This is a genomic window from Caballeronia sp. GAFFF1, from assembly GCF_023630705.1.
GTDB lineage: Bacteria > Pseudomonadota > Gammaproteobacteria > Burkholderiales > Burkholderiaceae > Caballeronia.
This window is the reverse complement of sequence record NZ_JALQEM010000037.1, coordinates 191,956-216,625: the sequence shown is the minus strand read 5'-3', so window position 1 is coordinate 216,625 and position 24,670 is coordinate 191,956. Positions and strand designations below refer to the sequence as shown.

At 60.1% G+C, this 24,670-nt stretch carries 21 protein-coding genes; 16 read left to right on the top strand and 5 right to left on the bottom strand.

Going from position 1 to position 24,670, the window contains the following annotated elements; genetic code table 11:
* Window positions 1–440 precede the first annotated feature (440 nt).
* The gene (locus NCR37_RS23135) at window positions 441–1,115 is read right to left on the bottom strand and encodes a GntR family transcriptional regulator (protein ID WP_250475136.1); all 675 of its coding nucleotides are present in this window, start codon (window positions 1,113–1,115) and stop codon (window positions 441–443) included.
* Window positions 1,116–1,133: 18 nt separating this feature from the next.
* Window positions 1,134–2,789: an HAL/PAL/TAL family ammonia-lyase gene (locus NCR37_RS23130; RefSeq protein ID WP_250475135.1), complete on the bottom strand. Its 1,656-nt coding sequence runs from the start codon at window positions 2,787–2,789 to the stop codon at window positions 1,134–1,136.
* Between the two features lie 202 nt (window positions 2,790–2,991).
* Here NCR37_RS23130 and NCR37_RS28740 point away from each other — a divergent pair, with 202 nt between their 5' ends.
* The 3 genes from NCR37_RS28740 to ligD are packed head-to-tail and all read left to right on the top strand — an operon-like array spanning window position 2,992 to window position 4,611.
* Window positions 2,992–3,315, top strand: coding sequence for an Lrp/AsnC family transcriptional regulator (locus NCR37_RS28740; protein WP_502800575.1), 324 nt, complete (start codon window positions 2,992–2,994; stop codon window positions 3,313–3,315).
* A gap of 13 nt (window positions 3,316–3,328) precedes the next feature.
* A complete protein-coding gene (locus NCR37_RS23120; RefSeq protein ID WP_250475134.1) occupies window positions 3,329–3,625 on the top strand; it encodes a hypothetical protein in 297 nt (98 codons plus the stop codon).
* Window positions 3,622–4,611 (top strand): non-homologous end-joining DNA ligase, encoded by a 990-nt coding sequence (ligD, locus tag NCR37_RS23115; protein WP_502800574.1) that lies wholly within the window; start codon window positions 3,622–3,624, stop codon window positions 4,609–4,611. Before NCR37_RS23120 ends, ligD begins: the two co-directional genes overlap by 4 nt.
* Before the next feature lie 32 nt (window positions 4,612–4,643).
* Here the strand turns inward: ligD and NCR37_RS23110 are convergent, their stop codons facing one another.
* The 3 genes from NCR37_RS23110 to NCR37_RS23100 form a co-directional block, all read right to left on the bottom strand.
* Window positions 4,644–4,865, bottom strand: coding sequence for a hypothetical protein (locus NCR37_RS23110; RefSeq protein ID WP_250475133.1), 222 nt, complete (start codon window positions 4,863–4,865; stop codon window positions 4,644–4,646).
* 84 nt (window positions 4,866–4,949) lie between these two features.
* On the bottom strand, window positions 4,950–5,921 hold the full coding sequence (locus tag NCR37_RS23105) for an SOS response-associated peptidase family protein (protein ID WP_250475132.1): 972 nt from the start codon (window positions 5,919–5,921) through the stop codon (window positions 4,950–4,952).
* A 52-nt stretch (window positions 5,922–5,973) separates the two neighbouring features.
* Window positions 5,974–6,318, bottom strand: a complete 345-nt coding sequence (locus tag NCR37_RS23100) for a hypothetical protein (RefSeq protein WP_250475131.1) — start codon at window positions 6,316–6,318, stop codon at window positions 5,974–5,976.
* A gap of 285 nt (window positions 6,319–6,603) precedes the next feature.
* Between NCR37_RS23100 and imuA the strand changes: the two genes are divergently transcribed.
* From imuA to NCR37_RS23035, 13 genes are all read left to right on the top strand, one after another.
* The gene (gene imuA, locus NCR37_RS23095; protein ID WP_250475130.1) at window positions 6,604–7,317 is read left to right on the top strand and encodes a translesion DNA synthesis-associated protein ImuA; all 714 of its coding nucleotides are present in this window, start codon (window positions 6,604–6,606) and stop codon (window positions 7,315–7,317) included.
* Window positions 7,241–8,728, top strand: a complete 1,488-nt coding sequence (locus tag NCR37_RS23090; RefSeq protein WP_250475129.1) for a Y-family DNA polymerase — start codon at window positions 7,241–7,243, stop codon at window positions 8,726–8,728. The genes imuA and NCR37_RS23090 overlap by 77 nt, the downstream gene beginning before the upstream one ends.
* A gap of 20 nt (window positions 8,729–8,748) precedes the next feature.
* Complete coding sequence (locus tag NCR37_RS23085) at window positions 8,749–11,910, top strand: error-prone DNA polymerase (protein ID WP_250475128.1); 3,162 nt, start codon at window positions 8,749–8,751, stop codon at window positions 11,908–11,910.
* Between the two features lie 356 nt (window positions 11,911–12,266).
* Window positions 12,267–13,211 carry a CsgG/HfaB family protein gene (locus NCR37_RS23080; RefSeq protein WP_250475127.1) on the top strand — a complete coding sequence of 315 codons (945 nt, stop codon included), beginning with the start codon at window positions 12,267–12,269 and terminating at the stop codon, window positions 13,209–13,211.
* 7 nt (window positions 13,212–13,218) lie between these two features.
* Window positions 13,219–13,536 (top strand): hypothetical protein, encoded by a 318-nt coding sequence (locus tag NCR37_RS23075; protein WP_250475126.1) that lies wholly within the window; start codon window positions 13,219–13,221, stop codon window positions 13,534–13,536.
* The gene (locus tag NCR37_RS23070; RefSeq protein WP_250475125.1) at window positions 13,536–13,898 is read left to right on the top strand and encodes a DUF4810 domain-containing protein; all 363 of its coding nucleotides are present in this window, start codon (window positions 13,536–13,538) and stop codon (window positions 13,896–13,898) included. The genes NCR37_RS23075 and NCR37_RS23070 overlap by 1 nt, the downstream gene beginning before the upstream one ends.
* Window positions 13,895–14,569, top strand: a complete 675-nt coding sequence (locus tag NCR37_RS23065; RefSeq protein ID WP_250475124.1) for a DUF799 domain-containing protein — start codon at window positions 13,895–13,897, stop codon at window positions 14,567–14,569. The genes NCR37_RS23070 and NCR37_RS23065 overlap by 4 nt, the downstream gene beginning before the upstream one ends.
* Window positions 14,570–16,193: 1,624 nt before the next feature.
* Complete coding sequence (locus tag NCR37_RS23060; protein WP_250475123.1) at window positions 16,194–16,946, top strand: Crp/Fnr family transcriptional regulator; 753 nt, start codon at window positions 16,194–16,196, stop codon at window positions 16,944–16,946.
* Window positions 16,947–17,776: 830 nt separating this feature from the next.
* Window positions 17,777–18,007, top strand: a complete 231-nt coding sequence (locus NCR37_RS23055) for a type II toxin-antitoxin system ParD family antitoxin (RefSeq protein WP_250475122.1) — start codon at window positions 17,777–17,779, stop codon at window positions 18,005–18,007.
* Window positions 18,004–21,147, top strand: a complete 3,144-nt coding sequence (locus NCR37_RS23050; RefSeq protein WP_250475121.1) for a CheR family methyltransferase — start codon at window positions 18,004–18,006, stop codon at window positions 21,145–21,147. The genes NCR37_RS23055 and NCR37_RS23050 overlap by 4 nt, the downstream gene beginning before the upstream one ends.
* Window positions 21,148–21,167: 20 nt before the next feature.
* Window positions 21,168–21,539, top strand: a complete 372-nt coding sequence (locus NCR37_RS23045) for a response regulator (RefSeq protein ID WP_250475120.1) — start codon at window positions 21,168–21,170, stop codon at window positions 21,537–21,539.
* A gap of 59 nt (window positions 21,540–21,598) precedes the next feature.
* Window positions 21,599–22,636, top strand: coding sequence for a chemotaxis protein CheB (locus tag NCR37_RS23040; protein WP_284506985.1), 1,038 nt, complete (start codon window positions 21,599–21,601; stop codon window positions 22,634–22,636).
* A gap of 1,260 nt (window positions 22,637–23,896) precedes the next feature.
* A complete protein-coding gene (locus NCR37_RS23035; protein ID WP_250475119.1) occupies window positions 23,897–24,346 on the top strand; it encodes a response regulator in 450 nt (149 codons plus the stop codon).
* Window positions 24,347–24,670: the final 324 nt, after the last annotated feature.

Here is a 24,670-nt window from a genome sequence, read left to right as displayed (position 1 = left end):
CGATCGTCGAGAATCCGACGGTGCGAGGATTGACTTTTTTGGCCGGTGACCTCGCCCTCGCCATGAAATGATCCTTCTAGATGACCTTGGGAGCAGGCAACTAAGATGAGCCTTGGCGTTCGGATTGTGGCGATCAGCGGCTTTGGCGGTGGTGAGGTAGGCGATGCGTTTCATCACACGTCACCCGTCTTCCAAGCTAGTCTATGCTGCGGGCGAGGGCGGCGCGGGCAGTTGGTTAGCCAACCGTTTCGCCGCTGTGACGGCGAAGGTGGGCGAGAAGCGGTACTGGAGTCGCGGCTCCAACCACATTAGGCCTACTAAGTCCCTAGAAAAGCCGGCAGCTTCATTGACCACCACATCCGAGCAACGTATCCGTGGGGTGCCTAAAGAAAGGTTGGATAATTGATGAATGCCGTCTCACCAAGCGCAAGAGAAGACGATTAGATTTCGACCGGGACTTTCACTGTTCGCTGTCGGTCGCGGAGCGCATTGATAAGGATCTCCACGGAATCGAGAATATGTCGTTCGATGCAGGCGCACGCCTTTGTTACGTCTTGTTGGCGTATTGCATCGAGGATCTGGCAGTGCTCCTCCTGCGACTGAGGGTCCCAGTCCGTTTCGTGTGCTGTTGCGTACATATAGCGCAAGCGTGCTACGTGTAGTTCGTCGATCGTCTGAAGTAGCCTTGGCATGGCACACGGTCGGCTAATGGCCTCGTGGAACTCACGATTGCAACGTTCCCATTCTTCGATGTCGACAGCTCGATTCGCTCGCTCGATTGCAGCGGTGGCTGCGGCAATGTCGGTGTCTTGAATCAACGGCATCGCCACTCGCATTGCTAACGTCTCTAAAGCCGCCCGCATCCTTGTGATCTCCACGATTGACGGCTCGTCGAGGTCGGCTACCCGTACACCTCGACGCGGCACGCTTTGAACGAGGCCTTTCGACTCGAGCCGACGGAACGCCTCGCGGACGGGTACGTGACTGGTGGTGAATTCGGCGGCGATTGCATCTTGCCGTAACCACTCTCCCGGCTGCAGCTCGCCTTTCACGATTCGATCCGCCAGTCGCCCCGCAATCCGTTCTTGTAAGGTCATACTGGTCGATTCGCGCATCTTATACTCGTGAAATGTTCATGCCGGTAAGTCAACGGCGCCAAAAAAAGGACCGCATACCGCCTCAACCGCCCGCCTCAACGTGCCGTGAACGACCATAGAGCGCACGGCCTCGATGTCGTCGTGTACCCATCTATCGTCGCCAAGCGTTGCGGGGATTTTCTCACGAATCACTCTGTGAGCCGCGGACGCTCCCCGTCCAAGGGCATAGGCGGCCAGGTGAGCGTCCGATAGGTCGATAGCTTGAGCGGCGACCAGCAACTCGGCGGCCACAATGGACTGGGTGTTCTCAACAATCGTTCTCGTGCGACGCGCAGCAAAGCAGGAGTTGCTAACATGGTCTTCGGTGTTGCCCTTCGCAGGCAGACTTATCACACTGGCAGGGCTGCACAGCGCGACGTTTTCAAGAACCAGCCCTGTACCCATGCTCTGGACGACGGCGAAGCCTGTGTTGATGCCCGGCCGTTCCGCGATGAGGTTCGTGGGCAAGCCGAAGTTGCACGCTGGATCAATGAGACGCGCAGTGCGTCGATCACAGATAGCGCCGAGGTCGGTCATCACCAGTGCAAGTAGATCCATTGCCTGAGCAACGTATTGACCGTGAAAGTGTCCACCTGAGATTACTTGGTAGGCTCCTGCGGCGTCAGGGAAGATCAGCGGATTGTCGGTCGCACTGTTCATTTCCGTCGCCAGGATGCCATCAATATAATCGAGTGCGTCGAGGGCGGGTCCATAGACCTGCGGCGCGCACCGCAATGAATAGGCGTCTTGGATACGTGGTTCAAATGCGGCTCGGTCTCTTGCGCCGTTACCGCCAGCAGGTGAGTCCAAGCGCACTCTTCTAGACTCCTCTCTGCACCGCTCGGTCCCGCACATGACCGCCCGGATCGCCGCGGCTATCCGCCGCTGACCGGAGTGCGGGCGAGCCAGCATGACTCGGTCGTCAAAGCATGACAGTTCGGCCCTTAGCGCCTCCAGCGTCATACCAAGCGAAATCGTCGCGTCGGACAGAACTGCGCGGGCGTCATAAGCGGCCAACACCGCGTAGGCCAACGACGCCGTTGCTCCGTTGATGAGAGCCGTAGCGTCCTTCGCTTGGACGTCCATCGTTGCAGGCAGCCCTGCCCGCTCAAAGGCGGCAGGCGCCGACACAATCTCCCCATGGAACCGGACTTTGCTCTCAGCCATCCCCATAAGCGCTGCGCTCATGATGGCCAGTGGTGCGAGGTCCCCACTGGCTCCCACGCTGCCCTTTGAGGCGATTACGGGAACGATGTCGTGATTCAACATGGCGAGAAGCCGGTCGACGATCTGGACCCGGACTCCCGAGCGATTGCTCGCAAAGGCGTTAGCTCTGATCGCCATCATCGCCCGGACCGCGTCCGGGGGCATCAAGTCACCCGTGCTCGCCGAGTGTGAGAGGACGAGATTGCGCTGGAACGCCGATATGTCCTCGCTGCCGATCCGGCGGTTCTTGAGGCTGCCGACACCCGTATTGAACGCGTACATCAGCGGCGCGGTGTCGTTGAGCCACTTTTCCTCGATATAGGCCCGCGTCGCCTGCACCAGATTGCGTGACGTCGGACATAGTTCGACGCGGGCGTGGTGGCGTGCGACGTCGCTGAGCGCCTGGGCGGTCAGGGTCGCTCCATCGAGGATGACTGTACGTTGCATTGCGTTCTCCGGCTGTCGTCGTGCGATAGATAATAGATAATCTATTTATGTTGTCAAGACGGGCGTCGACGAGTTGGTGAGCCTCCACTCTGTTTCGAGTTTCCGTGGCCTCGCAGGGATTTCGTCGGTGGCAGCCTATGCCCTCGCGTGATACCTGCGTGCTCTCAGCTTGCCGCGTCGCATGTTTCCCCAAGGAGTTGAATTGGACGATGAGAACTCGCTCGACTCGCTAGACCGCAATCTATTGCGCCAGTTGCAGGACGATTCCCGCACGAGCGTCGCCCTGCTTGCGCGACGCCTCGGCGTGGCGCGCACCACAGTCATCGCACGCGTCGGCCGGATGGAACGGCTCGGCGTTATCGCTGGCTACGGCGTCCGCATCGGCCGAGAGTTCAGCGATATGGGCACCGTCGCGAAGAAATCGAAATCGCCGCTTAGGGAGCTCAGGCTTTCTATCTCGATGACCTTCGCCAGTTGGCGTTCGACGGTGGCCCAGGCGCTCGGCGCGGTGGCAATGCCGACGTAGGAAACGATGGGCGTTGGGCACCGGTGTCGTTGTGCTTGTGACGAAGCTGCGCACGAAGTACGACCATGCTTTGGGTCTGGAGGGTTTTCTTGCGCTCGGCACCGTTGCCTTGGCCTACGGTGCGACCTTGATCGTCGATGGCTACGCGTTCATTGCCGTCTTCGTTGCGGGTGTGGCGCTCCGGCGACAGGAAATGAAGGCAACCGGCGAGAAACCGCCAGGCGAGGTATTGGATTCGGTCGAGCGAGGTCAGCGGGAGGAAGCTGCGAAGGATCCGGATTGGCTCACGCCTATATCGCGGAGAACATGATGGGCTTCTCTGTCGAAGACGAGCGCTTCGTCGAACTGGGTCTCATGGTCGTTATCGGCAGTTTTGCATCGGCTCCAGGTCCGCGCGGCACGGTCGTCGTCGGCGACATCAAGATTAGCAACCCACAGCGCGTGATGGATCAGGCCTCAGGCCGCACCAAGCTCGACATCGTGCGTTACTACGACGCCATCGCCGAATGGGCGCTGCCCTACCTTCATGCCCGGCCGCTCGCACTGGTGCGTGCGCCCGACGGTATTGCCGGCGAGCTGTTTTTCCAGAAGCACTCCGAACGCGCGCGCATCCCCGGCATCGAAGAGTTGCCCGTGAGTCTCTATCCGGGGCACAAGCCGCTGCTGGTGGCTAACAGCGCGGACGCGCTAGTCGGACTCGCGCAGATGAGCGTCGTGGAAATCCACTCATGGAATGGCGTGGCGCCCGACCTCGAACATCCAGACCGTGTCATCTTCGACCTGGACCCGGACCCAGCCCTGCCGTGGTCCGCGATGCTCGAAGCGGCCTCGCTCGTCAAGGTGGTACTGGATGAGCTGGGCTTGCGCTCCTTCGCCAAAACCAGCGGCGGTAAGGGCTTTCACATCGTCGTGCCGCTCACCCGCCGACAAGGATGGGATGAGGTTAAGCTCTTTTCACAGGCGGTCGCGCAGCACATGACCCGCGTGGTACCGCAACGCTTTTCAGCGGTGCTCGGCCCGAAGAATCGCGTCGGCAAGATATTCATCGACTATTTACGCAACGGGCGAAGCGCCAGCACGGTCGCCGCCTTCTCAGTGCGTGCTCGCCCCGGCATGGCCGTGTCGATGCCGATCTCATGGGATGAGTTGAACGACGCCAAAAGCGGCGACCAGTGGACGATGGGACAAGCCATACGCCGGCAACGCACGCTCGCTGCAGACCCGTGGGAAGGCTACTGGCGCACGCGGCAAGGCATCACCGCCGCGATGCGCCGGGCCGTCGGCCTAAAGCGCTAGACGGGTCGCAGCCTCACTCAGCGGCTCTGAGATCAGCTACGTGCCTCGGTGCCCTTCAACTCGCTGTGCTTGTGCGAGTGGGTAGCGCCGTACTTCAGTTCATAGTGGGCGCCCTTGCCGCTTCGCGTCGGAGGAAAGTGCTCGCCCTCGACGCATGTCACTTCGAACGTATCCTTTCCATCTTCATGAACCACCGAGTAGATGCCGGATACCTTGACGATCTCGCCGGGCTTATACGAATTGTCGCCTGCCATCGTTTCCTCCTTTGTGAAGAACAACGATGGACGAGCAAGGAGCGTTCCGAGTGATGTGCGGCACGTATCGCCCGCTGGCGGCAATTACGCAGCGAGCCGATGCTCGTAATACGGCCGGTCGCGATCTTCGAGAATCGCATCGAGCGCGGCGAGGTCGGAGGCTTGCGGGTTCAGCCAGGCCTCAACGTTCTCTTGCTTGATCGGGACAATGCAGCGGTCGTGGCCGGCGGCTTCGACTTCCGCAGGCGGCTCGTCCGTGATCGCCGAAAACGACAAAAGATCCGGCTGACCCGGAGCCGTCCATTTCGACCACAGGCAGGCCACCATCAGCAGTTGGCCGTTATTGGGCCGAAACTCCAGTACGACGTTCTCTCCCGGCGCCTGCGGTCCGTCGTGCGTCTCAAACAAGGTGTTCTCACACTTCGCGCGCGCGACGTTCTCATAGAAGACGTCGACCAGCAGCAAGCCGTGCGTGTAGCCGAAGCACGGCTTCCAGAACTTGTCGAGACTGTCGCGCCGCGCGTTGTACGTGCCCGGGTACTTGATGTCATAGTTCGCGGGCTTACCTGCAATGCGACACTGGTAGCGCATCGGCTTGACCACGTACTGCCCATCTTCGACCACGAGGACGGGCGCGTAGTAGCCCGGAAAGATGCGTGAATCACGCGGCTCTTGCGCAATGCGGTTGATATCTGCCAGGCGACGCAACGCAGCGTCGATCTTGTCGGTCGCGATGCGCTTGCTCTCGGTTGCTGCCTTAGTGGTCTTCGTCTGCAATGTGCGCTCCGCATCTGCGAGTCGGGTGCGCTGCTTGAAGAGCTCCTGCTCCAGCTTCATCGTCTGTTCCGCGTTGTACCGGTCGATGAACGCCTTGATCTGACGCTCGTCGTCGGTCGCTTGATCGTGGAACGCGTCTTCCATCGCTTTCGGAATTTTGGCCTTGCTGCCCTCCGCGCGCTCCCAGAAAAGGCGCGCGAACTCGCGGATGTCCATTTGTGCGCCGAACATCTTCACATAGCGACGATAGTCGGCCTGGATCTGCGCGGAGTAGCACATGCGGGAAGTTCCTCGTTAGATGGTCGCGGTAGGGCTGAAGTCGCTTGGATCTTCAGAGCGCCTCTTTGCACAGCGCCAGCATCTTCTTGATGACGGTGCAGGAATAGTTGAGTTGCATGTCGCCCGTGAAGAGCGCCTGGACATTCGACTGCCGCACCGCAATGCCGGCGCCTTTTAGGTCTCGCCTCGCGATCTTGAGCGCGAGTTGTCCGAGGCGCACACGTTCAAGCCAGTCCATGTGAAGCTGATTGCGTCGAAGCCAGATTCGGCAACTTTCCACCACGTGGTCGACTCGCCACTCGTGCGTCAGCGAATACGAGGCCGCGACAGTTGCGACCAGGAAGCACAGCAGTTCCGCCCGCGCTTCCGACACTTCGTTGTTATCCGGTTCAGCCATACGTCAAGTCTCTCATCCTTTGATTCATTGTGGTCCGCAGCGGACGCACGCATCGTCACCAGCAACTGCGGGCACGTGCGCCGGAATCAACGGGAGTCGCTCACTTTCACCGGCGGGCACGGCCCGGGACTCTGTCGCGGATTCCATGCCGGCGGTGCGCGTGGTCGCTCAGCGCAATGAGCTAGAGCATAGTCACCCCGCAGGATCGCGGCCACAAAAAGGGCGCAATGCCATGTTGCGGTTTTCGATGTAAAGTACTGTACATCCATACAGTACTTATGCAAAATGGCCGCCCTGCCCAACCACGTCGAGTCCATCCACCCCGCGCTGTGGGGCGGCTCGCAGCTCGCGCGCGCCTACGGAAGAACCGTCGACACCGGCTACGCGGCCTTGTCGGCGGAACTGCCAGGCGGCGGCTGGCCGCTCGGTGCACTCGTGGAGTTGTTAGTCCAGCAACCCGGGATCGGCGAGATGCGCTTGATGCGCCCCGCACTCACTCGCCTGAGTCAGCGGCCTGTCGTGCTGCTGCAGGCGCCGCATGTGCCCAATGCGCTGGCATTCTCGTATCTCGGTGTGCCGGTGGACAAGCTGATGTGGCTGCGTGCGTCGAAGACCGCCGATGCCTTGTGGAGCGCCGAGCGCGTTCTGCAGGCCGGTACATGCGGCGCGCTGCTCTTGTGGCAGCAGCACATCCGCTCGGAGGCACTGCGACGCTTGCACCTGGTGGCCCAAGCGACCGAGACGTTGCTGGTCCTGGTGCGGCCGCTTGCAAGCGCTCAAGATGCGTCACCGGCGACGCTACGGCTCAACGTGAGACCGGCAGAGGGCGGGATCGCGGTCGACATCATTAAACGACGCGGTCCTGCCCAGACTGAGCAACTGTGCGTCACCCTACAACCGTCGCCGATCCTGCTGAGTTCCTATGGCCGTGTTCGTCGCCATTCACTTGCCCCGGCTTTCGCTGGAGGTATTTCGACCGAGGTGGTCGCCTCCGTCTGAGCACGGATGCGTGGTACTCGAGCGCGACAAGGTCATCGTGCTCGATGCGGTGGCCAGAGGCGCCGGTGTGCGCGTCGGGATGAAGCGCGGCGGAGTTGTGACGCTCGCGCCTGATGCGCTCATGTTTGACCGCAGCGCGGAACGCGAGCAAGACATGCAGCGCGAGGTTGCGATTGCGCTGCTGCGCTTCTCGCCGCAGGTGGCGGTGTGCGAAGAAGAGACCATCGTCGTGGAAGTCACCGCGAGCTTGCGCCTCTTTGGCGGCATTCTGCGTGTATGCAGGGAAATCAGGGAAGTCGTCAGTGCGATTGGCGTGACGGCGGGTACGAGCGTCGCCCCCACGGGACGCGGCGCCTGGCTGCTTGCCAAGGCTGGCCGCCGGCGCGTGCTCAAGGTGCAGTCGCTCGAGCGTCAGCTAGGCGGCTTGCCCTTCATGGTCGTGCCGGAGCTGCGCCGCTTCGCCGACTGGTTCAACGGGCTCGGCTGCCGTGTGCTGAGCGATATCCAACGCCTGCCTCGCGCAGGTTTGAAGAAGAGGTGTGGCGTGGACCTACTCGATTCCCTGGACCGGGCCTATGGCCTGGCTCCCGAACTACACGAGTGGCTTGAATTGCCACCGACCTTTAGCGCGCGCGTCGAATTGCCCGATCGCGCCGAGCACGCCGAAGCCATCCTCTTCTCGGCGCGGCGGCTCGTCGTGCAATTATGCGGGTGGCTCGCCGCCCAGCAACTCGCACTCACGCACGCCACGGTCACGCTGGAGCACGAGCGCGGACGCCAGGCCATTGAGCCGACGCTCATCGATCTTGCGCTGGCCGAGCCAACCTGGCACGAAGAGCATCTGGTTCGTCTTCTTAAGGAGCGGCTCGGACGCACGGAATTGCAAGCCGCGGTCATCGCCGTGCGGCTGACTGCCGCCGACGTGCAGGCGGCCGAGCCGCCCAGCGATACGCTCTTTCCGGAGCCCGGCGGATCGGCGCAGGACCATAACCGGCTGCTTGAACTATTGGCCGCCCGCCTGGGCGCCGAGAACGTCTTGCGGCCAGCGCCTGCGCCTGACCATCGTCCCGAGCACGCCAACCAGTGGGTGCCGGTCCAGAACGGTTCGAAGAACGGGCCGAATGGCCGCCCCAAAACCGTGTCCGCGCCCGATGATCTTCCGCGACCGACCTGGCTGCTGCATGTGCCCCTGCGCTTGATGGTCAAGAACCATCGCCCGTTCTATGGCTCGCCGCTCAAGCTCGTTTCGACCGGCGAGCGGATCGAAGCCGGCTGGCATGACGGGGCGCTCGTCACGCGCGACTATTTCGTCGCCGAAGCAGACGATAAAAGCTGCTACTGGATCTACCGTGAGCGGCCGAGCGTCACGAGTGAAGAAACGCGCTGGTTTCTTCACGGGCTCTTTGGATAAGCGAACAAGCAGGTGGCATTGTGGACTTTCCTTCGTCGGCCCTGCCCGACTACGCTGAGCTTTTCGCGTTCACCAACTTCTCGTTTCTGCATGGCGCCTCGCACGGTGAAGAGCTCGTGCTGCGTGCGTCACAACTCGGATACGCCGGACTGGCCATCACCGACGAGTGCTCGGTCGCGGGCGTCGTGCGCGCTCATGTGCAGGCCAAGGAAGAGAAGCTCCCGCTGATCATCGGCTCGTACTTTCGTCTGGTTCATGCAAGTCATGGCGCAGAAAAGCAGCCCGCCTTCGGTCTCATCCTGCTCGCACAGAACCGCGAGGGCTACGGCAACCTGTGCGAGTTGATCACGCTGGCCCGCATGCGGGCGGCCAAGGGCAGCTATCTGCTCACGCCTGAAGATCTCGCGCGGCCCGACTCGAAGTACGCGCATCTGAAAGGCATGCCCGACTGCCTGGCGATCTTGGTGCCGGACTTTCCGGCGAAGGAAGAGACGCTCGCCGCGCAACTCGATTGGTTGCGCCAGACCTTCCCCGCTCGTGCGTGGGTCGGGCTCACGCTGCATCAGCGCGCGATGGATGACATCCATCGCGGTGTAGTCGAATACGTCGCGTCGCGCACCGACGTCCCTGTCGTGGCGACCGGCAATGTCCTGATGCACGTGCGCTCCCGAAAGCCCCTGCAGGACACGATGACCGCAATCCGCCTGGGCAAGCCTGTCGCCGAATGCGGCTACGACCTTGCGCCCAACGCGGAGCAGCATCTGCGTTCTCGCTTGCGGCTTGCCAATCTCTACCCGCCACACGCGCTCGCCGAGACCTTGAAGGTGCTGACGCGCTGTACCTTCTCGCTGGATGAGTTGCGCTACGAGTATCCGGACGAGCTGGTTCCCGAAGGCTACACACATGAGGCGTATCTCCGGCAAGAGACGTACATCGGCGCGCACCGGCGTTTCCCTGCGGGCATTCCGCACAATGTGCAGCAGCAAGTCGAGCACGAACTGCAATTGATCCGGGAGATGCATTACGAGGCGTACTTCCTCACCGTCTATGACATCGTGCGCTTTGCCCGCAGCCAGCACATCCTTTGTCAGGGGCGCGGGTCGGCGGCGAACAGCGCGGTCTGTTATTGCCTGGGCGTCACGGAGGTGGATCCCTCGCGCGGCAACATGCTGTTCGAGCGCTTCATCAGCAAGGAGCGCGGCGAGCCACCCGATATCGACGTCGACTTCGAGCACCAGCGGCGTGAAGAGGTCATCCAATACATCTACCGCAAATATGGACGCGACCGGGCGGCGATTGCGGCTGCCGTTTCAACCTACCGTCCGCGTGGCGCGCTTAGAGAAACCGGCAAGGCGCTCGGCATCGATCCGCAGATCGTCGACAAGGTCGCCAAAAGCCATCAATGGTTCGATCACTCACAAGACCTGCTGCGTCGCTTCGAAGAATCCGGCCTTGACCCGGCCAATCCGCTCATCGCCATGTGGGCGAACCTCGCCGCGCAGATACTGAATTTTCCGCGACATCTATCGCAGCACTCGGGTGGCTTTGTGATCAGCCGTGGCAAGCTCACGCGCCTCGTGCCGGTCGAAAACGCGGCGATGCCGGAGCGCAGCGCCATTCAGTGGGACAAGGACGACCTCGAAGCACTGGGATTGTTGAAGATCGACGTGCTCGCGCTCGGCATGTTGTCGGCGATTCGACGCACGCTCGATATCGTCTCAGAGCAACGCGGCGAGCGCTTCGAGATGCAGGACATCCCGGCGGAGGACGCCGCCACCTACGAAATGATTTGTCGTGCGGACACAGTCGGCGTCTTCCAAATCGAGTCCCGTGCGCAGATGAGCATGCTGCCGCGCATGCAGCCAAGAGAGTTCTACGATCTCGTGATCGAGGTGGCCATCGTGCGCCCGGGGCCCATTCAAGGCGGCGCCGTTCATCCTTACCTGCGGCGACGGCAAAAGCTCGAGCCGGTCACCTATCCAAGCGAGGCGCTGGAAACTGCATTGGGGCGCACGCTCGGCGTGCCGATCTTCCAGGAGCAGGTGATGCAGGTGGCGATTCTCGCAGCCGGCTTCACGCCGGGCGAAGCCGACCAGTTGCGGCGCGCGATGGCAGCCTGGAAGCGCAAGGGCGGCCTGCAGCAGTATTACGACCGCATCGTCAACGGCATGCAGCAGCGCGGCTACGACAAAGCGTTCGCGGAAGCCATCTTCGAGCAGATCAAAGGCTTCGGCGAATACGGCTTTCCGGAAAGTCATGCGGCGAGCTTCGCTTTGCTCGTCTATGCGAGCAGCTGGCTTAAATGTCACGAGCCGGCCGCCTTTTTGGCCGCGATGCTCAACTCGCAGCCGATGGGCTTCTATTCGCCGTCTCAGCTCGTGCAGGATGCGCGGCGTCACGGAGTCGAGATGGCGCCGATCGACGTCACCATCAGCGGGTGGGATTCGGTGCTCGAAAAGCGCCCCGGTCGGCAGAAGCCTGTCGTGAGGCTTGGGTTGTCGTTGCTTAAGGGCATGCGCGAAGGCGCGGCCGAGCGAATCGAAACGGCCAGAGCGGTGAAGCCGTTCGAAAGCGTGAGCGACCTCGCGCGACGCGCACAACTCGACCGCCGCGACCTGCAGGTCCTTGCCGCGGCCAATGCTTTGCAGTCGCTTGCAGGCAATCGTCGCGAAGCACTATGGCAGTCGGCTGCCGCGGTGCCCGACCACGACATGCTCGCCGATACGCGCGTCGACGACGAAACGCCGTCATTGGGTGCACCATCTGAAGCGCAGGACATCGTGAGCGACTACAACTCCGCAGGCCTCACGCTCGGGCGTCATCCATTGTCGCTGTTGCGGCCGATGCTGCTCGAACAGCGGCTCGTGCCGGCATCGACTTTACGTACCTACCGCAACGGGCGTCTTGCGAGAGGCTGCGGGCTCGTGACCGTGCGGCAGCGGCCCGGCACGGCAAAGGGCGTCATGTTCGTGACGCTCGAAGACGAGACGGGTAACGTCAACGTCATTGTGTGGCCCTCCCTGCTCGAAAAACAGCGGCGCGAAGCGTTGGGCGCGTCATTGCTCGCGGTGTATGGCACTTGGCAATGCGAGGGTGAAGTCCGACACTTGGTCGCACAGCGACTTGTCGACATGTCGCATCTTCTCGGTGGACTGACGGCGGTTAGCAAGAACTTCTGCTAAAAGCGGCGCCAGGGTGACGGACGACAGCGACTTACCGACGGAGACGAGCCTTGGACCTTTCGGGATCGCAATGACCGCCCTTCCTCGCTAGCTAGGACACTGCCCTAGAGATGCGCAGCTTCTCGGCCATTGCAGTCGTTCAGCTAACGACGCGCATCAGGCGGCTACACAACGCTGCGCGGTCGTTCTCAAGCACAGAAGAAATCGTGCAGAGAGTCGTACGCAAGCGCCGCGACAAAGCTTCGACCGCGAGTCGGACTGTTGTATTTCTCGGCGAACGCAGAAGACAAGCTTGCCTGTAACCAAATGTAACACTAGACTGCCGAAAAATCATTACAAGCGGCCTCCCGGGGAACATGAAAAACGTCCTAGTCTTTGGCGCGGCGAGTGCGATGCTCGCGGCTTGCGCAACCGTATCTACGCCTCCGCAAGTCAAAGAGGCATCACTCCCAAGAACACAGCAACAAGCCGCGCAGGCCGCGAACTCGACAGTCGACGAGAAGGCGGTCAAGCGAAAAGTTGCTATTGGCCGGTTTAGCAACGAAACACGCTACGGGCGCACGTTCGTCACCGACGCCAGTCTGGACCCGCTCGGGAAACAAGCAAGCGACATCCTCGCAAGCCGTTTGGTCGCATCCAAGCAGTTTCTTGTATTCGAACGTCCGGACATCGCCAAGATCGCCGCTGAACAGTCCCTCTCAAAGGACGCAGGGCTGATCGGTGTCGACGCTCTTATCCTCGGTTCGGTAACTGAATTCGGACGGAGCACGACCGGAAAGTCGGGCTTCCTGAGCGCAACCAAAGTACAGAATGCCCACGCCAAAGTCGAACTTCGACTCGTCGACGTAAAGACGGGGTATGTCTTCTTCTCGGCTTCTGGCACCGGTGAGGCTTCGACGGAATCCGGAGAAGTTGCAGGATTTGGCAGTCGTGCAGACTACGACGGCTCGCTCAACGACAAGGCAATTTCCGCTGCAATCTCCGACGTCATCGGGCGAATGATGACGAAGCTCAAAGAACGCCCTTGGAAGTCGGACATTCTGAAAGCAGACGGCTCAACCGTATATATAAGTGGTGGCGCGCTTCAAGGCATCAAGCCGGGCACGAACCTGCATGTTTACAAAGCGGGTGAGTCAATCCAGAGCGGACAGACAGGCTTCACCATTGCGTTGCCGCCTGCCGCCGTCGCCACTATTCGTGTCACGTCAAACTTCGGGGACAGCGAAGTGAACGAAGGCTCGGTGGCATTCGTGACGAGTGGGTCCGTCACGAAGGACAAGTCTCTTTTCGTAGCGGAGTAACTTCAAAATGATTCGTTCCATATGCGTCGCAACGCTCGTCGTTGCCTTCGCGGGCTGCGCTATGCCTCACAGCCACGTCGTTTCGGGCAGTTCGCGCCCGACGCTCAGTCTTGTAGGCGCACCCAACGGCAGCGAGCTTGTTTTTGATGGACAGCTTATCGGGCCGGCGAGCCAGTTTGACGGAGTAAGCGGTGTGATGTCCATCGAAGAAGGCACACATTCCGTCGAAGTCCGACAGGGCTCTGCTGTCCTGGCGAGGAAGAAGATCTTGGCAGCGAACGGGGAAGCGGTTGCCATCGACGTCATGAGCGGAGGAGAACAATAGTGAAAGTATGGAAGCTTGCAGTGGTGCTCACGGCGGTCAGCATGACAGCCGCATGCGCGCCTCAGACGAAGTACGCATGGGGCAACTACGAATCGTCACTGTATCAACACTACAAGACTCCGGGTGACATGACGGCATTCGCCCAGCATTTGGCCGACACGATCAACGCGGCAGAGTCGTCCGGGAAAAAGGTTCCGCCAGGCGTGTACGCCGAGTATGGGCAAGTTTTGCTGGAGTCCGGAGAATCTAAGCAAGCGGCCGTATTCTTCGAGAAGGAAAAGGCTGCATGGCCCGAATCGACAGTCTTCATGACGACAATGATTCGCGTTGCCTCAGGCACCACGAAGGAGGCGAAACAATGAACACAATGACCCGTCTCATGAGACTTGCATTTGCGTCAGCGTCCGTCACTGGAATGGCTGCGTGCGCTCCAGTGCCGGTTCACAACGACTACAGCGCTTTCCGACATTCTGATCCGCATTCGATTCTGATCGTACCGGTGGTAAATCGAAGCGTTGATGTGGACGCCCCCGACTACTTTCTGTCGACGATCAGCAAGCCGCTGGCAGAGCGCGGCTATTACGTTTTCCCTGTCAACCTGACAAAGCGAGTCATGGAAGACGACGGTCTCGGCGACGCGGACCTCGTTCACGCCAACGATCCCACCGCCCTCGGGAAGATGTTCGGCGCAGACTCGATCATGTACATCACTATCAATCGTTGGGACGCTCAGTATGCTGTGCTTGCGACTTCGGTGACGGTGGATCTCAGTTATGCGCTGAAGAGCGGCACCACGGGCGAAACCTTGTGGACCCACAAGCAGAGCATGGTGTACTCGCCGCAAGCGTCGACGGCTGGAAATCCCCTTGCAATGTTGATTGCCGCGGCCATCACGGCCGCTATTGCAAAAGCAAAACCGAACTACGTCCCGCTCGCACAACAGGCCAATGCGATCTCGGTCTACAAGGCGGGTCAGGGTCTGCCGGCGGGTCCATACGACGGACAGTACAAAAGCGACGGCGCGACCTTCTAGGCTCGCATCGCTGGACTGAGCGGCCTTCGAAGTTCTCTCCCGGAGGCCGTCCAGACTCTAATCGGTAGCAGCCTAAATTATCCTGCGTGCGACACGGTGCCAGCATCACACGTGTCTTTGCAAGCAATTCCGCTCAAGTCGATGCGCTCGAAGGCCTGCCAGCAAACGGATATTCGAAAACCAGCGGCGGTTGCACTACTGGCTGTTCGTCTCTGCGGGCGCACACCCGTTGGACGGCATTTTCTTTTCGGCCTTTGCTGACGTTCGAATGTAGGCTTCGGTAGGTCGGCTCTACAACGCTCTCCGGCCGTTCCCACGAAAGCGGCCGTAAGCGACGCGCCTCGTCACCGCGAATGCGTACTTGCGACCCCATAACGGCCGTAGGACACAGGATCCGACGGACGTCCCTTGACGAAGTGCATCGTTCGCTCCGAGCCTGGCCGGTGCACAATCGGTATATCGACGATCGCGGGCCAAGCGTCGCGAGGCCGCTGCACGTCGACCACTAGTCATCGGCGCGCCGGTGCACTGAACCTCTGCTTCGGGAGCCGCTAAGGCTATCGCCCCCGAATTGCGGCAGTCCAGCGAAACATACATACATATCTCCGCGGTCACCGGAAAGTAGTTCAGGTCGCTCGCCGATGACGCGCTGCTCGCCCACAGAGATTGCTCTCTCGTCGCTGTGGTGGTGGCCCGACGGTGCACGTAGACCGCATGGCTTAGCTTCACCCGTCCGGCCCGGGGAGCGATTGGCTAGTCTCGCGCGTCCCACACGAATAGGCCCGCCGGTACGCTCCCCTCGGCGCGAGCGGCTGCTATCTAACATCGTCCATACGGTGTACAACGATAGTGGAGAGGCAGATGGGAAATGAAGAACAGTAGACGAGGCCGGTGGGTTACCAAATGGTCGGAGTGCCGCTCCGTTCGCTCCTACGACGCGATACCTGTATTGGCCAATCGGCAGCGACCCGGTAGTATCCCGGCCTGCCATAGTCTCGGGCGCTGCACCCGGCTACGACGGCACGATTACCTGGAGACAAGGTCATGGGCCACCTAACGGATCGAGAGGAAGCTGTACGACCCGGATAGCGGTGGCAAGAAAGCGCGCCGGAGAATGGCGCAGCGGCGGTGGAATGCAACGCACGGCCAGCGCCAGTCTATTTAGAGAGATGGCCGAGCCAGACCGTATTCATCGGGCATCAAAAGCCCTGGTGCCCCAGTACCGGGAGCGATTCGTCAGATGCATAGCTTGCGGAAATGCGTTCCACGACGAGCGCAGCTTCCTGTCACACTGGCGGTATGGTTTGAACGGTGCCATCGAATGCGTAACGACGTCATTTCTGCTTCAGGTTCTCGGTTTTGAAACTGACGAATATCGCTATCCCAACGAGCGTTGGGCAGACGTCGTCTATCGACAACCAGTCCGAGAATAGGCCAAGCTGCGTAAGTCAGTCGCCGGTAACGGCGAGGTTCGCGTTGATCCAGTCTAAACTGGGGAACGCAGCGCGAGTGTGCGACTTGCGCAAACGGCCGCGAGCGTCGCAAGCACTGCTTCCGTGCGACGGCGTAGTCGCGCCAAGAGCACGCGTGAAGACAACTTCGCACGGACAGGGAACGAGAGGCAATGTTGACCCTTCAGTCGGACATTCACGGTAACCACCTATTGCGCACCCTTCCCGCGCTTGAATGGCAGGCCATCGCAACGGACCTTCAACTCGTGCATTTGTGCGCGGGGCAGCTTCTTTGCGACTCCGGGAATCGTATCCTTCACGTGTATTTTCCGACGACCGCGGTGATCACGATGTTGCACACGATGGAGAACGGCAGCTGCGTTGAGGTCGCGGCGATCGGATGCGAGGGCATGACTGGGTTGCCGGTGTTGACCGGCGGAAACACAATGCCCACGCGAGTCGAGGTGCAACATGCGGGCGCCGCTTATCGCGTAAGCGGGAGCGCACTACGGGGGCACTTCGCTCGCTCAGATGCCCTGCAGCGCATTGCGCTCTTGTATCTGCAGGTTCTGCTCACACAAATGGCTCAGACTGCTGCCTGCAATCGCCGCCATTCGGTGAGGCAGCAGCTATGCCGGTGGCTGCTTATTCAGGCGGACCGGAGACCTTCAGACGAGATGAACGTCACGCAGCAGATGATCGCCGATATACTCGGCGTGCGGCGGGAAGGCGTTACGGACGCACTTGGTATGCTGCAAGATTCGCGGTTTGTTCAGACCACTCGCGGACGCATCAAGGTTCTAGACCGAGCCGCTATAGAAGCGCGCTCGTGCGAGTGCTACGGCATAGTCAAACGCGAGCTGGCCCGGATGCTTCCATGGGACCGTCGGACAGAGGCTCCTTCGCAAGAAACGTTACGGTCATGAACGCTGTTGACAGCACCCGCAACAGCGCTTAGCTACGTGTCTGTCTACCAGAAGAATTGTCTGGCTCGAAGCAAGCCTCAACGACGGCCTCAATCTGCTCCTGCGCGGTGTCGCTCTCGCCGTAGGTGGCCGTCACGCGACGGCGATGTTCATGGGGTCGCGCCATCAAATCACCCACCGTCCCGGCGAGCAGCGCGCGCTGTAACCTCCTTTATTAGGCGCCACCTCAGCGGGCTGCTTCTCGAACGGTCCAATACTTTGTGAGACTGAAAGTGTTCGGAACCGGCGTCAGTTGAGCCCGGTCCACCGGGCTTGCGTGCACAGGTTACCTGGATGACCGTGTAGACAACGCGCCGCAGCGGTCGCCATGCTTTCGAGGCGGAACATCAAACACATAATGCTGCTAACTGACCTCTCGCTATCGGTTCCGAGAACCGACACCAAGAACTCGGCGCATCATCGAGAAAAAAGTCCGCGGCGCTCGGGACCGATCGAACCAGTGGTCAGGCCGTCGCGCCATGCAGGGCGAGCAACACGAACAGCGCTATCTTCAAGAGGCTGTATGCGACTAGGCCAACTAGAACAGCGCCAAGCAGGACAGCAGTGACGTTAGCCAGCAACTCGCCGCATGTCATTTTCACAAAGACCCTCCTTCACTTAGCGGCATATGCAGTCGGGCCGCGGCCTGTCGCTGGCGTCTGCCTAGCGGTCGCAACCTGCTGTCCGCGCCCAACGGTGCGCCGCGCTGCCTGAAGCGTCGATGACAAAGCCCGAAGCCCTGCGCCGACCGGGTATTATTCAATATCATCCCCTTTGGTAGATCCAAAGTTATGCCAAGCAAACACGCACTTAGCGTAACCGTCACCGAGCGCCTCGCCTTATTCATTAGACAACAAGTTGACGGCGGGCGATACGGTTCTGCGAGTGAGGTCGTGCGCGCGGGACTGCGACTTCTTGAGGAAGAAAGTCACCATTCGGCGTCGCTTGTCCGGGGCGCAGCGGAGGTGCCAACGTCTCCGGAACCGGCGGCCAAACGCGCCAAGCCCCGGGCCAAGGCATGAACAGAGCTGATAACTTTCCGATCGTGGGCATAGGTGCTTCTGCTGGCGGAGTTGAGGCGCTCGAAGGCTTCTTTCGCGGCTTACCCGACAACCCGGGGCTAGCATGCGTTGTTATCACGCACTTAAGCCCCGACCGTCACAGCCTGCTGCCGGAAATCGTGTCGCGGTTCACGTCCATGCGGGTGGTCGAGATTGCCGACAACACCGCCGTCGAGCCGAACAGCGTGTACATCCTGCCGGCTGACGCGGTGGTAGTGATTGAAAAACGCGTGCTGCGCGTCCAGCTGCAAGACAGGCAAAGGCGGGAACTCAAGACCGTCGATGTCTTCTTTAGTTCCCTTGCCGCGGACCTTGGCGAACTGTCGGCCGGAGTCGTGCTGTCGGGCGGCGACGGCGACGGTACACTGGGTATCAAAGCCATTAAAGAGCGCGGCGGACTTACGCTTGCGCAGGCTCCAGACGCGTTCGGCCCCCAACATGCGGGCATGCCGGAAAGCGCCATTTCAACCGGCTTAGTAGATCTTGCGATACCAGTGGAGCAGATGGGCCCGAAGCTGGCGAGCCTCGCCGCCGGCTCCTTCGTGCTAGACATCCTGCCCGAAGCCACGGATGCACACACGGCAACCGATTCGGACGGTTCCGACGAAGCTCGCAAAGCGATCTACTCGATCTTACGCGACGAACGAGGCCACGACTTCAGCGGATATAAAGCAAACACCTTCCTACGCCGGGTGCAGCGGCGCATGCAGCTGCTTGAGATCGGTACGCCCAGCGCCTACGTCGCACGACTCCGTGTTGATGCAGAAGAAGTCACTGCACTGTTCCGCGACCTGCTGATCAAAGTCACGAGCTTCTTCCGAGATTCTGATGCGTTCGAAGCGCTGGCCGACCAGGTCGTTCCTCGGCTGTTCGAGGGCCGCGGCGTCGACGACTTGATTCGCGTTTGGGTGCCCGGGTGTGCGACAGGCGAGGAGGTTTATTCCATTGCCATACTTATGCGAGAGCACATGGACCGGGTCGGCCGGGCGCCCCGCGTGCAGATTTTTGCGACCGATATCGACGACGCAGCCCTTGGCGTCGCACGCGCGGCGCGTTACCCGTTGCCACTACTCGATGGTCTTTCAGATGAGCGGCGCAACCGCTTCTTTGTTCTTGACGGCAACTGCTACGTGCTGACCAAGGACATCCGCGATATGTGCATCTTCTCACCGCACAGCGTCATCCGAGATACCCCTTTCTCCCGTATCGATCTGGTCTCCTGTCGAAACTTGCTAATTTATTTCGGCACGGAGATCCAGAGCCAGGTCATTCCAACGTTCCACTATGCACTGCGCCCCGACGGCTACCTGTTCCTCGGCACTTCAGAGAATGTGAGCCAGTTCGATGACCTTTTTGAGCCCGTCGAGAAGAAGCAACGAATTTTTCGCCGCCGCTCCAACGTTTCGCCGCCGGTTCGGGTCCCATTGTCCGTGTCTTCGCTAAAAATCGGCCATTTGGCTGCCGTCGCGCCAAGTCGACCCGCGCTAGGTGGTCTCGCCCTACGTCACGCCGTCGACAGCCATATGCTTGAGCGGTTCACTCCGCCTCATGTCATAGCCACGCGCGAGGGCGACGTGATCTATTATTCGTCGCACACCGGAAAATATCTAGAGGCCGCACCCGGCGTCCCGAGCCGGCATCTCTTCACGATGGCACGCAAGGGCTTGAGCCTCGATCTGCGCTCGGTATTTCGAGAGGCCGTCGAGTCCGGCCGGTCCGTTACGCGGGAAGGGGTGGTGATCGACGGGGAGGAAGGTCGTGTCCAAATCATCAGTTTGACGGTCGAGCCGCTGCCTCAACAGTCCCAAGCAGAACCGATGTATTTGGTTGTCTTCGCGGACCAGGGGCCGGTTCTGTCGCGCGAGGACGCGCTCGCGCGCGCCCAAGCCATGCACCAAGGTACAGCGGCGCAGATAGAAAAAGAACTTCGCGACACGCGTGACCGCCTGCAGTCAATGATCGAAGAATACGAGACAGCGTTGGAGGAGCTTAAGTCGTCCAACGAGGAGCTCGTCTCAGTCAACGAGGAGCTGCAGTCGTCGAACGAGGAGTTGGAATCGTCCAAGGAGGAGCTCGTCTCACTTAATGAGGAACTGCATACCGTCAACCTCGAGCTCAATCGAAAGATCGACGCGCTCGACCGGTCGAATAGCGACCTACGCAATCTCTTCGAAAGCACCTCTGTAGCGACCGTTTTCCTCGATCGCAATCTGGTGATCCGTTCGTTCACTCCAGCGATGGCGAGCGTTTTCCATATGCGACAGATCGATTTGGGACGCCCGATCACCGAACTGGTAAGTCGCTTCGATATGCGCCAACTCGGGTCGGATATCGACGCAGTCTTCAATACAAACCAACCTCGTGAACGCGAGGTCGTTAGCAATGACGGACTGGCGCACATCCTCGTGCGTCTCGCGCCCTATCGCGACGGCAACGGAAAGACCGATGGGGTGGTAATTGCGTTCGTCGACGTTACGGGCATGGTGCATGCTGCAACGAGGCAGCACGTCCTGATCGCCGAACTGCAGCACCGCACGCGTAATCTGCTCGCCGTCATTCAGTCGATCGCGCAACAGACCCTGACCAACGATGCCGCTCTCGAAACCTTCACTAGTCGCCTCGGCGCTCTTGGCCGACTCCAGGGTCTGATCGGAGAAGCGGACGGTAATCTGATCAAGCTCGGTGACATCGTGCAACTTGAACTGAGCGCGCTTGGAGTCGCAGACAACGGTCGGATCACAGTTAGCGGTCCGGTCGTCCCGCTGGGCTTTCGGAACGTACAAACAATAGCGCTGGTTCTTCATGAATTGGCTACGAACGCGCTCAAGTATGGGGCGCTTAAAGATCCAGCCGCCCGGCTGGATGTGCGCTGGAGCGTTGAGCCGTCGGCGCAAGGAGATTCCAACTTGATCATTCAGTGGCTCGAATGCGGCGTGCGCACAATCCCTGACACGACCAGAACGGGCTTTGGACGGCAGTTGATCGAGCAGGCCCTGACGTTCTCGCTTAGAGCGCGCACGGAGCTTAAGTTCAATGCGGACGGCGTCTCATGCCATATTGAGATTCCTCTGCCATCAGAAAGCCGCTATAAGAATGGGTAAATAACAGCCGGATGATTCGAATGAGCGAAGACGCGAGGACATTAGAAGGCCGCACCATCATGGTTATCGAGGATGACTTCCTAGTCGCGCTCGCTCTATCGATGGTGCTGCAACACGCTGGCGCAAGCGTCGTCGGTCCCGTTGCGACGGCGCAGGAAGCGGTGGCGTTGCTTGAGCAAGACAACCGACACATCGACGCGGCGATCCTCGATGTCGATCTTAACGGCGAGAAATCTTATCCCGTGGCCGACGCACTGACGCTGCGGCACATCACCTTCGTCTTTGCAACCGGCTATGGCGCCGAAGCCTTGGACTTCCCATACCGCCAATGCCCCCGCCTCCAAAAGCCGCTCGACCATCAGGCCTTATTCAAGGCGTTGATGGCCAGCTAGGGGTATCGTCCTGGGGCGAGTCCGGCCCTGAAGCCGGTGGGTAACGCTCGATCTGGTTTATGCGTGGAGGAAGCTACGTGAGGAACGCGGTCAAAGAGAGGGATGTTGTGGTCGTCGCTGCGTCCATGGGTGGCCTTCAGGCCCTCAGGACCGTTGTCGCTGCACTGCCTGCTGAATTGCCGGCGAGCATCTTTATCGTAATGCACATCGGGAGTTGGCCAAGCCAGCTTCCCCAACTCCTGGAGGCTAGTGGATCCCTTCCAGTCGCACACGCCCGGGACGGCGAACCGATTCGAAAAGGAAGGGTATACGTGGCTCCGCCCGACAAGCACATATTGATTGGAGGCGATACCATTGTGCTGTCCGCGGGCCCTAAGGAAAACTTCACGCGCCCGGCGGCAGACCCCCTGTTTCGCTCGGCTGCTGTCAACTATGGCCACCGGGCGATCGGCGTCGTCTTGACGGGCAAGCTCGATGATGGTGCGGCGGGAATGAAAGCAATCCACGCCTGCGGTGGCTATACCATCATTCAGGATCCCTTGACGTGTGCTGCGCCCGATATGCCGCGCGCTGCCCTTGATGCGGTTCCGCCGGACGTGGTCGCCCCGGTCGAGGACATAGGTGCAGCCATCGTCAACGCGTTGACAGACTCCTCTTCGCAGGGCTTCAACATGGACGAAAGGGAGCGCACCGCGCTAGAACTAAAGATCGCAACGACGGGCTATTCGTCTCCTGCCGATCTTGAGAAGCTAGGCCATCGAACTAGCATGACCTGTCCGGGATGCGGAGGCGTCGTTTGGCGCATTGGAGAAGGTTACCCACTCAGGTATCGCTGCCATACAGGTCACGCGTTCTCCGCGATGTCGCTCGAAGAGCAGCAACGCTCGGGCGCTGAGGATGCGCTGTGGTCGTCTGTTCGGCGCCTCGAAGAAAAGCTGTTGCTTGTCCACGAACAACTTGCGCTAGCGGAGACCGTATGCAGTCAGCGGGCGGCGGAGTTTCGCGCGGGAATCGCCCCCCTGCAAATCGCTATCGACGCGGTCAGGCGGTTGGCCATCGAATCGGCAGCGTCGATACCGAGCGAAAGTGTTGACTAATGTTGCTTCATCCCATTTTGCCAGGCTCGCGCCGTACGCAAAGCACGCATTATTCGCTTCGCGGTGACCGGCTTTATCTTTAGGTAGCTGAGGAAGGCAATCATCAGCTACGACCGGCGCTTACCAACGAATAGAGCGCGGATCCTGGTTTGACGCTGTGAGCAATGGCAATCAGCGCGTTTGCTTGATGGATTGGCGTCGTCCGAGTGCGGCCTTCCCGGCGCTAATCCGCATGCTCGCGAGTCGTTTTCGCTGACAGGTGGCGGCTCGCGAGTCGTTTGGTCCTGAAACAGCAGAGAGTCGTCTAGGCGTCGTTCGCTCACCCATAATGCGCGCACAATGGGTACGTTCTTGTGCCTGACTACCGATGGAATGCGTCATGCCCCGCTTGATTCGCGTCGGAAACCATGAGTATCACGTTGCGGTACATCCCCTGCAGGCAGGTGGTTTCGCCTTCACGGTCGTTGACATAGATTTGACCGGACCCAAAGTCACCGAGGCTCGCCACGACAGTGCAGTTAGATTCGCGACCGAAGCAGACGCTTATAGTCGCGGTTCGGCCTACGCCCGTCGGCGCAGTCGTTTGTTCAGACGTTGACTTCGCGCTGACCCGCGCGGCGCAACCGTTGCAACATCGAGGTAAGTGCAGTCGGCAGCTTGCAGCACAGGGCTAGGACCCTTCTGCACAAATGCACGTCTCGAATGTCTGCGCTGCGCACACGAGAGCTCGACCTTAAGGACGGCCGACACTGGGTCCGACGCCCGTCCCTTGACGAACCGAAACGGTCTTTTGGCAGCGGTTCTCCGCGTGTATCTGCCGCCGATAGCACTGCCGTCCGTAATCGCTCGATACGCGCCCACTCGTCCGTGGCGCCCCCGGGCTTTGCTCGTGCGCGCACGCGAGACCATGTCGAACGGGCGGGTACCTCGCTCCTCGGTTTGACTAAAAAAGAACCCGCCGAAGCGGGTCGCGGAAGTACGTCAATGCCCCAGATCAAGGGCGAGGTTGGCGTACGAGAGAACGGGTATATGGTCCGGAGTCTGATCGGTTGACTATCCTTGCGTTCCGACGATTTCTTAAAGTTTAACGTTTGCGCGGAGGACTTTCACATAGGGTGTGTACGAATTAAACAGAACGTGGACGAGACGCCTGTTGGTGTCGGAGTTAGGCGGACTCGGGCGGGATTCGACCATGCCAACCAAGAGCGACAATGACGAGGCGCCAATTGCCGGATTCAATAGCTGACTAGCGGGAGCGCTATGACACGTCGTGTACCGTTGGACGATGAGCAAGAGTGCGCGTTCTGGCGGGTTGGCGCAAGAGGGCAAACCGTCACGGCGAGTTGCCGCATTCTCATTGGCCATGCCGATGAAGTGATCGGTTCTTCCATATCGCTGTTGTTGAGACGCAAGAGCTACCAGGCCATTCACGCGACGAGTCCCAGTGAGCTATGTCGTTATCTGAAAAGTTGGCGTCCCGATGCACTTTTGCTAGATACGCGTCTTGACGCGCCCGCGGACTATGACCTCGTTCGAAAAATGCGCGAAAGTGATCCGACGAGCCGGCTGGTTATTATTGCTATGAGCAACCTGTATCCACTGGATTGCTTGCCAACCCTCAGAGAGGTGGGCTTCGATGGACACGTACGGCGGCCCTGTTCGGTATGGCGGGTGGCGGAGCTTCTCGACGCTTATTTCGGTCGCCCGTGACCCTCACAGTCATTGGTGTAGCTAAAGAGTAATTGGTCCTCTTACAGCGCGACTTCATGAGTCGGCTGGCGCATGTTATCGGACTCGATAAAGGACGACTTTCGCGTTCATTCCGATGGTAGTCGATAGGAGCACATCAGCTAGAGATCCCCGCAGCGAAGCTCGGCGAGACTGTCTGCAGGGCCCTAAAGGAGCACGTAATTGCGCCCGCTTTCATGAAGGCGCGACGTCTTCATGGCATGGAACTGTGGACCAACTGCTCGAGCGTTTTCCATCGGTCCAACTCGTCGACCATCAGCCCAAGCAGATTGGAGACCCTTAGCA

What these genes read in the sequence shown, in the direction of transcription:
- NCR37_RS23050 (WP_250475121.1), top strand. Translation starts at nt 18,004, where the DNA reads ATGAACAGAGCTGATAACTTTCCGATCGTGGGCATAGGTGCTTCTGCT.
- NCR37_RS23075 (WP_250475126.1), top strand. Translation starts at nt 13,219, where the DNA reads ATGATTCGTTCCATATGCGTCGCAACGCTCGTCGTTGCCTTCGCGGGC.
- NCR37_RS23110 (WP_250475133.1), bottom strand. Translation starts at nt 4,865, where the DNA reads ATGGCAGGCGACAATTCGTATAAGCCCGGCGAGATCGTCAAGGTATCC.
- NCR37_RS23090 (WP_250475129.1), top strand. Translation starts at nt 7,241, where the DNA reads ATGGCCGTGTTCGTCGCCATTCACTTGCCCCGGCTTTCGCTGGAGGTA.
- imuA (WP_250475130.1), top strand. Translation starts at nt 6,604, where the DNA reads ATGGCCGCCCTGCCCAACCACGTCGAGTCCATCCACCCCGCGCTGTGG.
- NCR37_RS23080 (WP_250475127.1), top strand. Translation starts at nt 12,267, where the DNA reads ATGAAAAACGTCCTAGTCTTTGGCGCGGCGAGTGCGATGCTCGCGGCT.
- NCR37_RS23040 (WP_284506985.1), top strand. Translation starts at nt 21,599, where the DNA reads ATGCGTGGAGGAAGCTACGTGAGGAACGCGGTCAAAGAGAGGGATGTT.
- NCR37_RS23105 (WP_250475132.1), bottom strand. Translation starts at nt 5,921, where the DNA reads ATGTGCTACTCCGCGCAGATCCAGGCCGACTATCGTCGCTATGTGAAG.
- NCR37_RS23060 (WP_250475123.1), top strand. Translation starts at nt 16,194, where the DNA reads ATGTTGACCCTTCAGTCGGACATTCACGGTAACCACCTATTGCGCACC.
- NCR37_RS23100 (WP_250475131.1), bottom strand. Translation starts at nt 6,318, where the DNA reads ATGGCTGAACCGGATAACAACGAAGTGTCGGAAGCGCGGGCGGAACTG.
- ligD (WP_502800574.1), top strand. Translation starts at nt 3,622, where the DNA reads ATGATGGGCTTCTCTGTCGAAGACGAGCGCTTCGTCGAACTGGGTCTC.
- NCR37_RS23065 (WP_250475124.1), top strand. Translation starts at nt 13,895, where the DNA reads ATGAACACAATGACCCGTCTCATGAGACTTGCATTTGCGTCAGCGTCC.
- NCR37_RS23045 (WP_250475120.1), top strand. Translation starts at nt 21,168, where the DNA reads ATGAGCGAAGACGCGAGGACATTAGAAGGCCGCACCATCATGGTTATC.
- NCR37_RS23035 (WP_250475119.1), top strand. Translation starts at nt 23,897, where the DNA reads ATGACACGTCGTGTACCGTTGGACGATGAGCAAGAGTGCGCGTTCTGG.
- NCR37_RS23055 (WP_250475122.1), top strand. Translation starts at nt 17,777, where the DNA reads ATGCCAAGCAAACACGCACTTAGCGTAACCGTCACCGAGCGCCTCGCC.
- NCR37_RS23130 (WP_250475135.1), bottom strand. Translation starts at nt 2,789, where the DNA reads ATGCAACGTACAGTCATCCTCGATGGAGCGACCCTGACCGCCCAGGCG.
- NCR37_RS23135 (WP_250475136.1), bottom strand. Translation starts at nt 1,115, where the DNA reads ATGCGCGAATCGACCAGTATGACCTTACAAGAACGGATTGCGGGGCGA.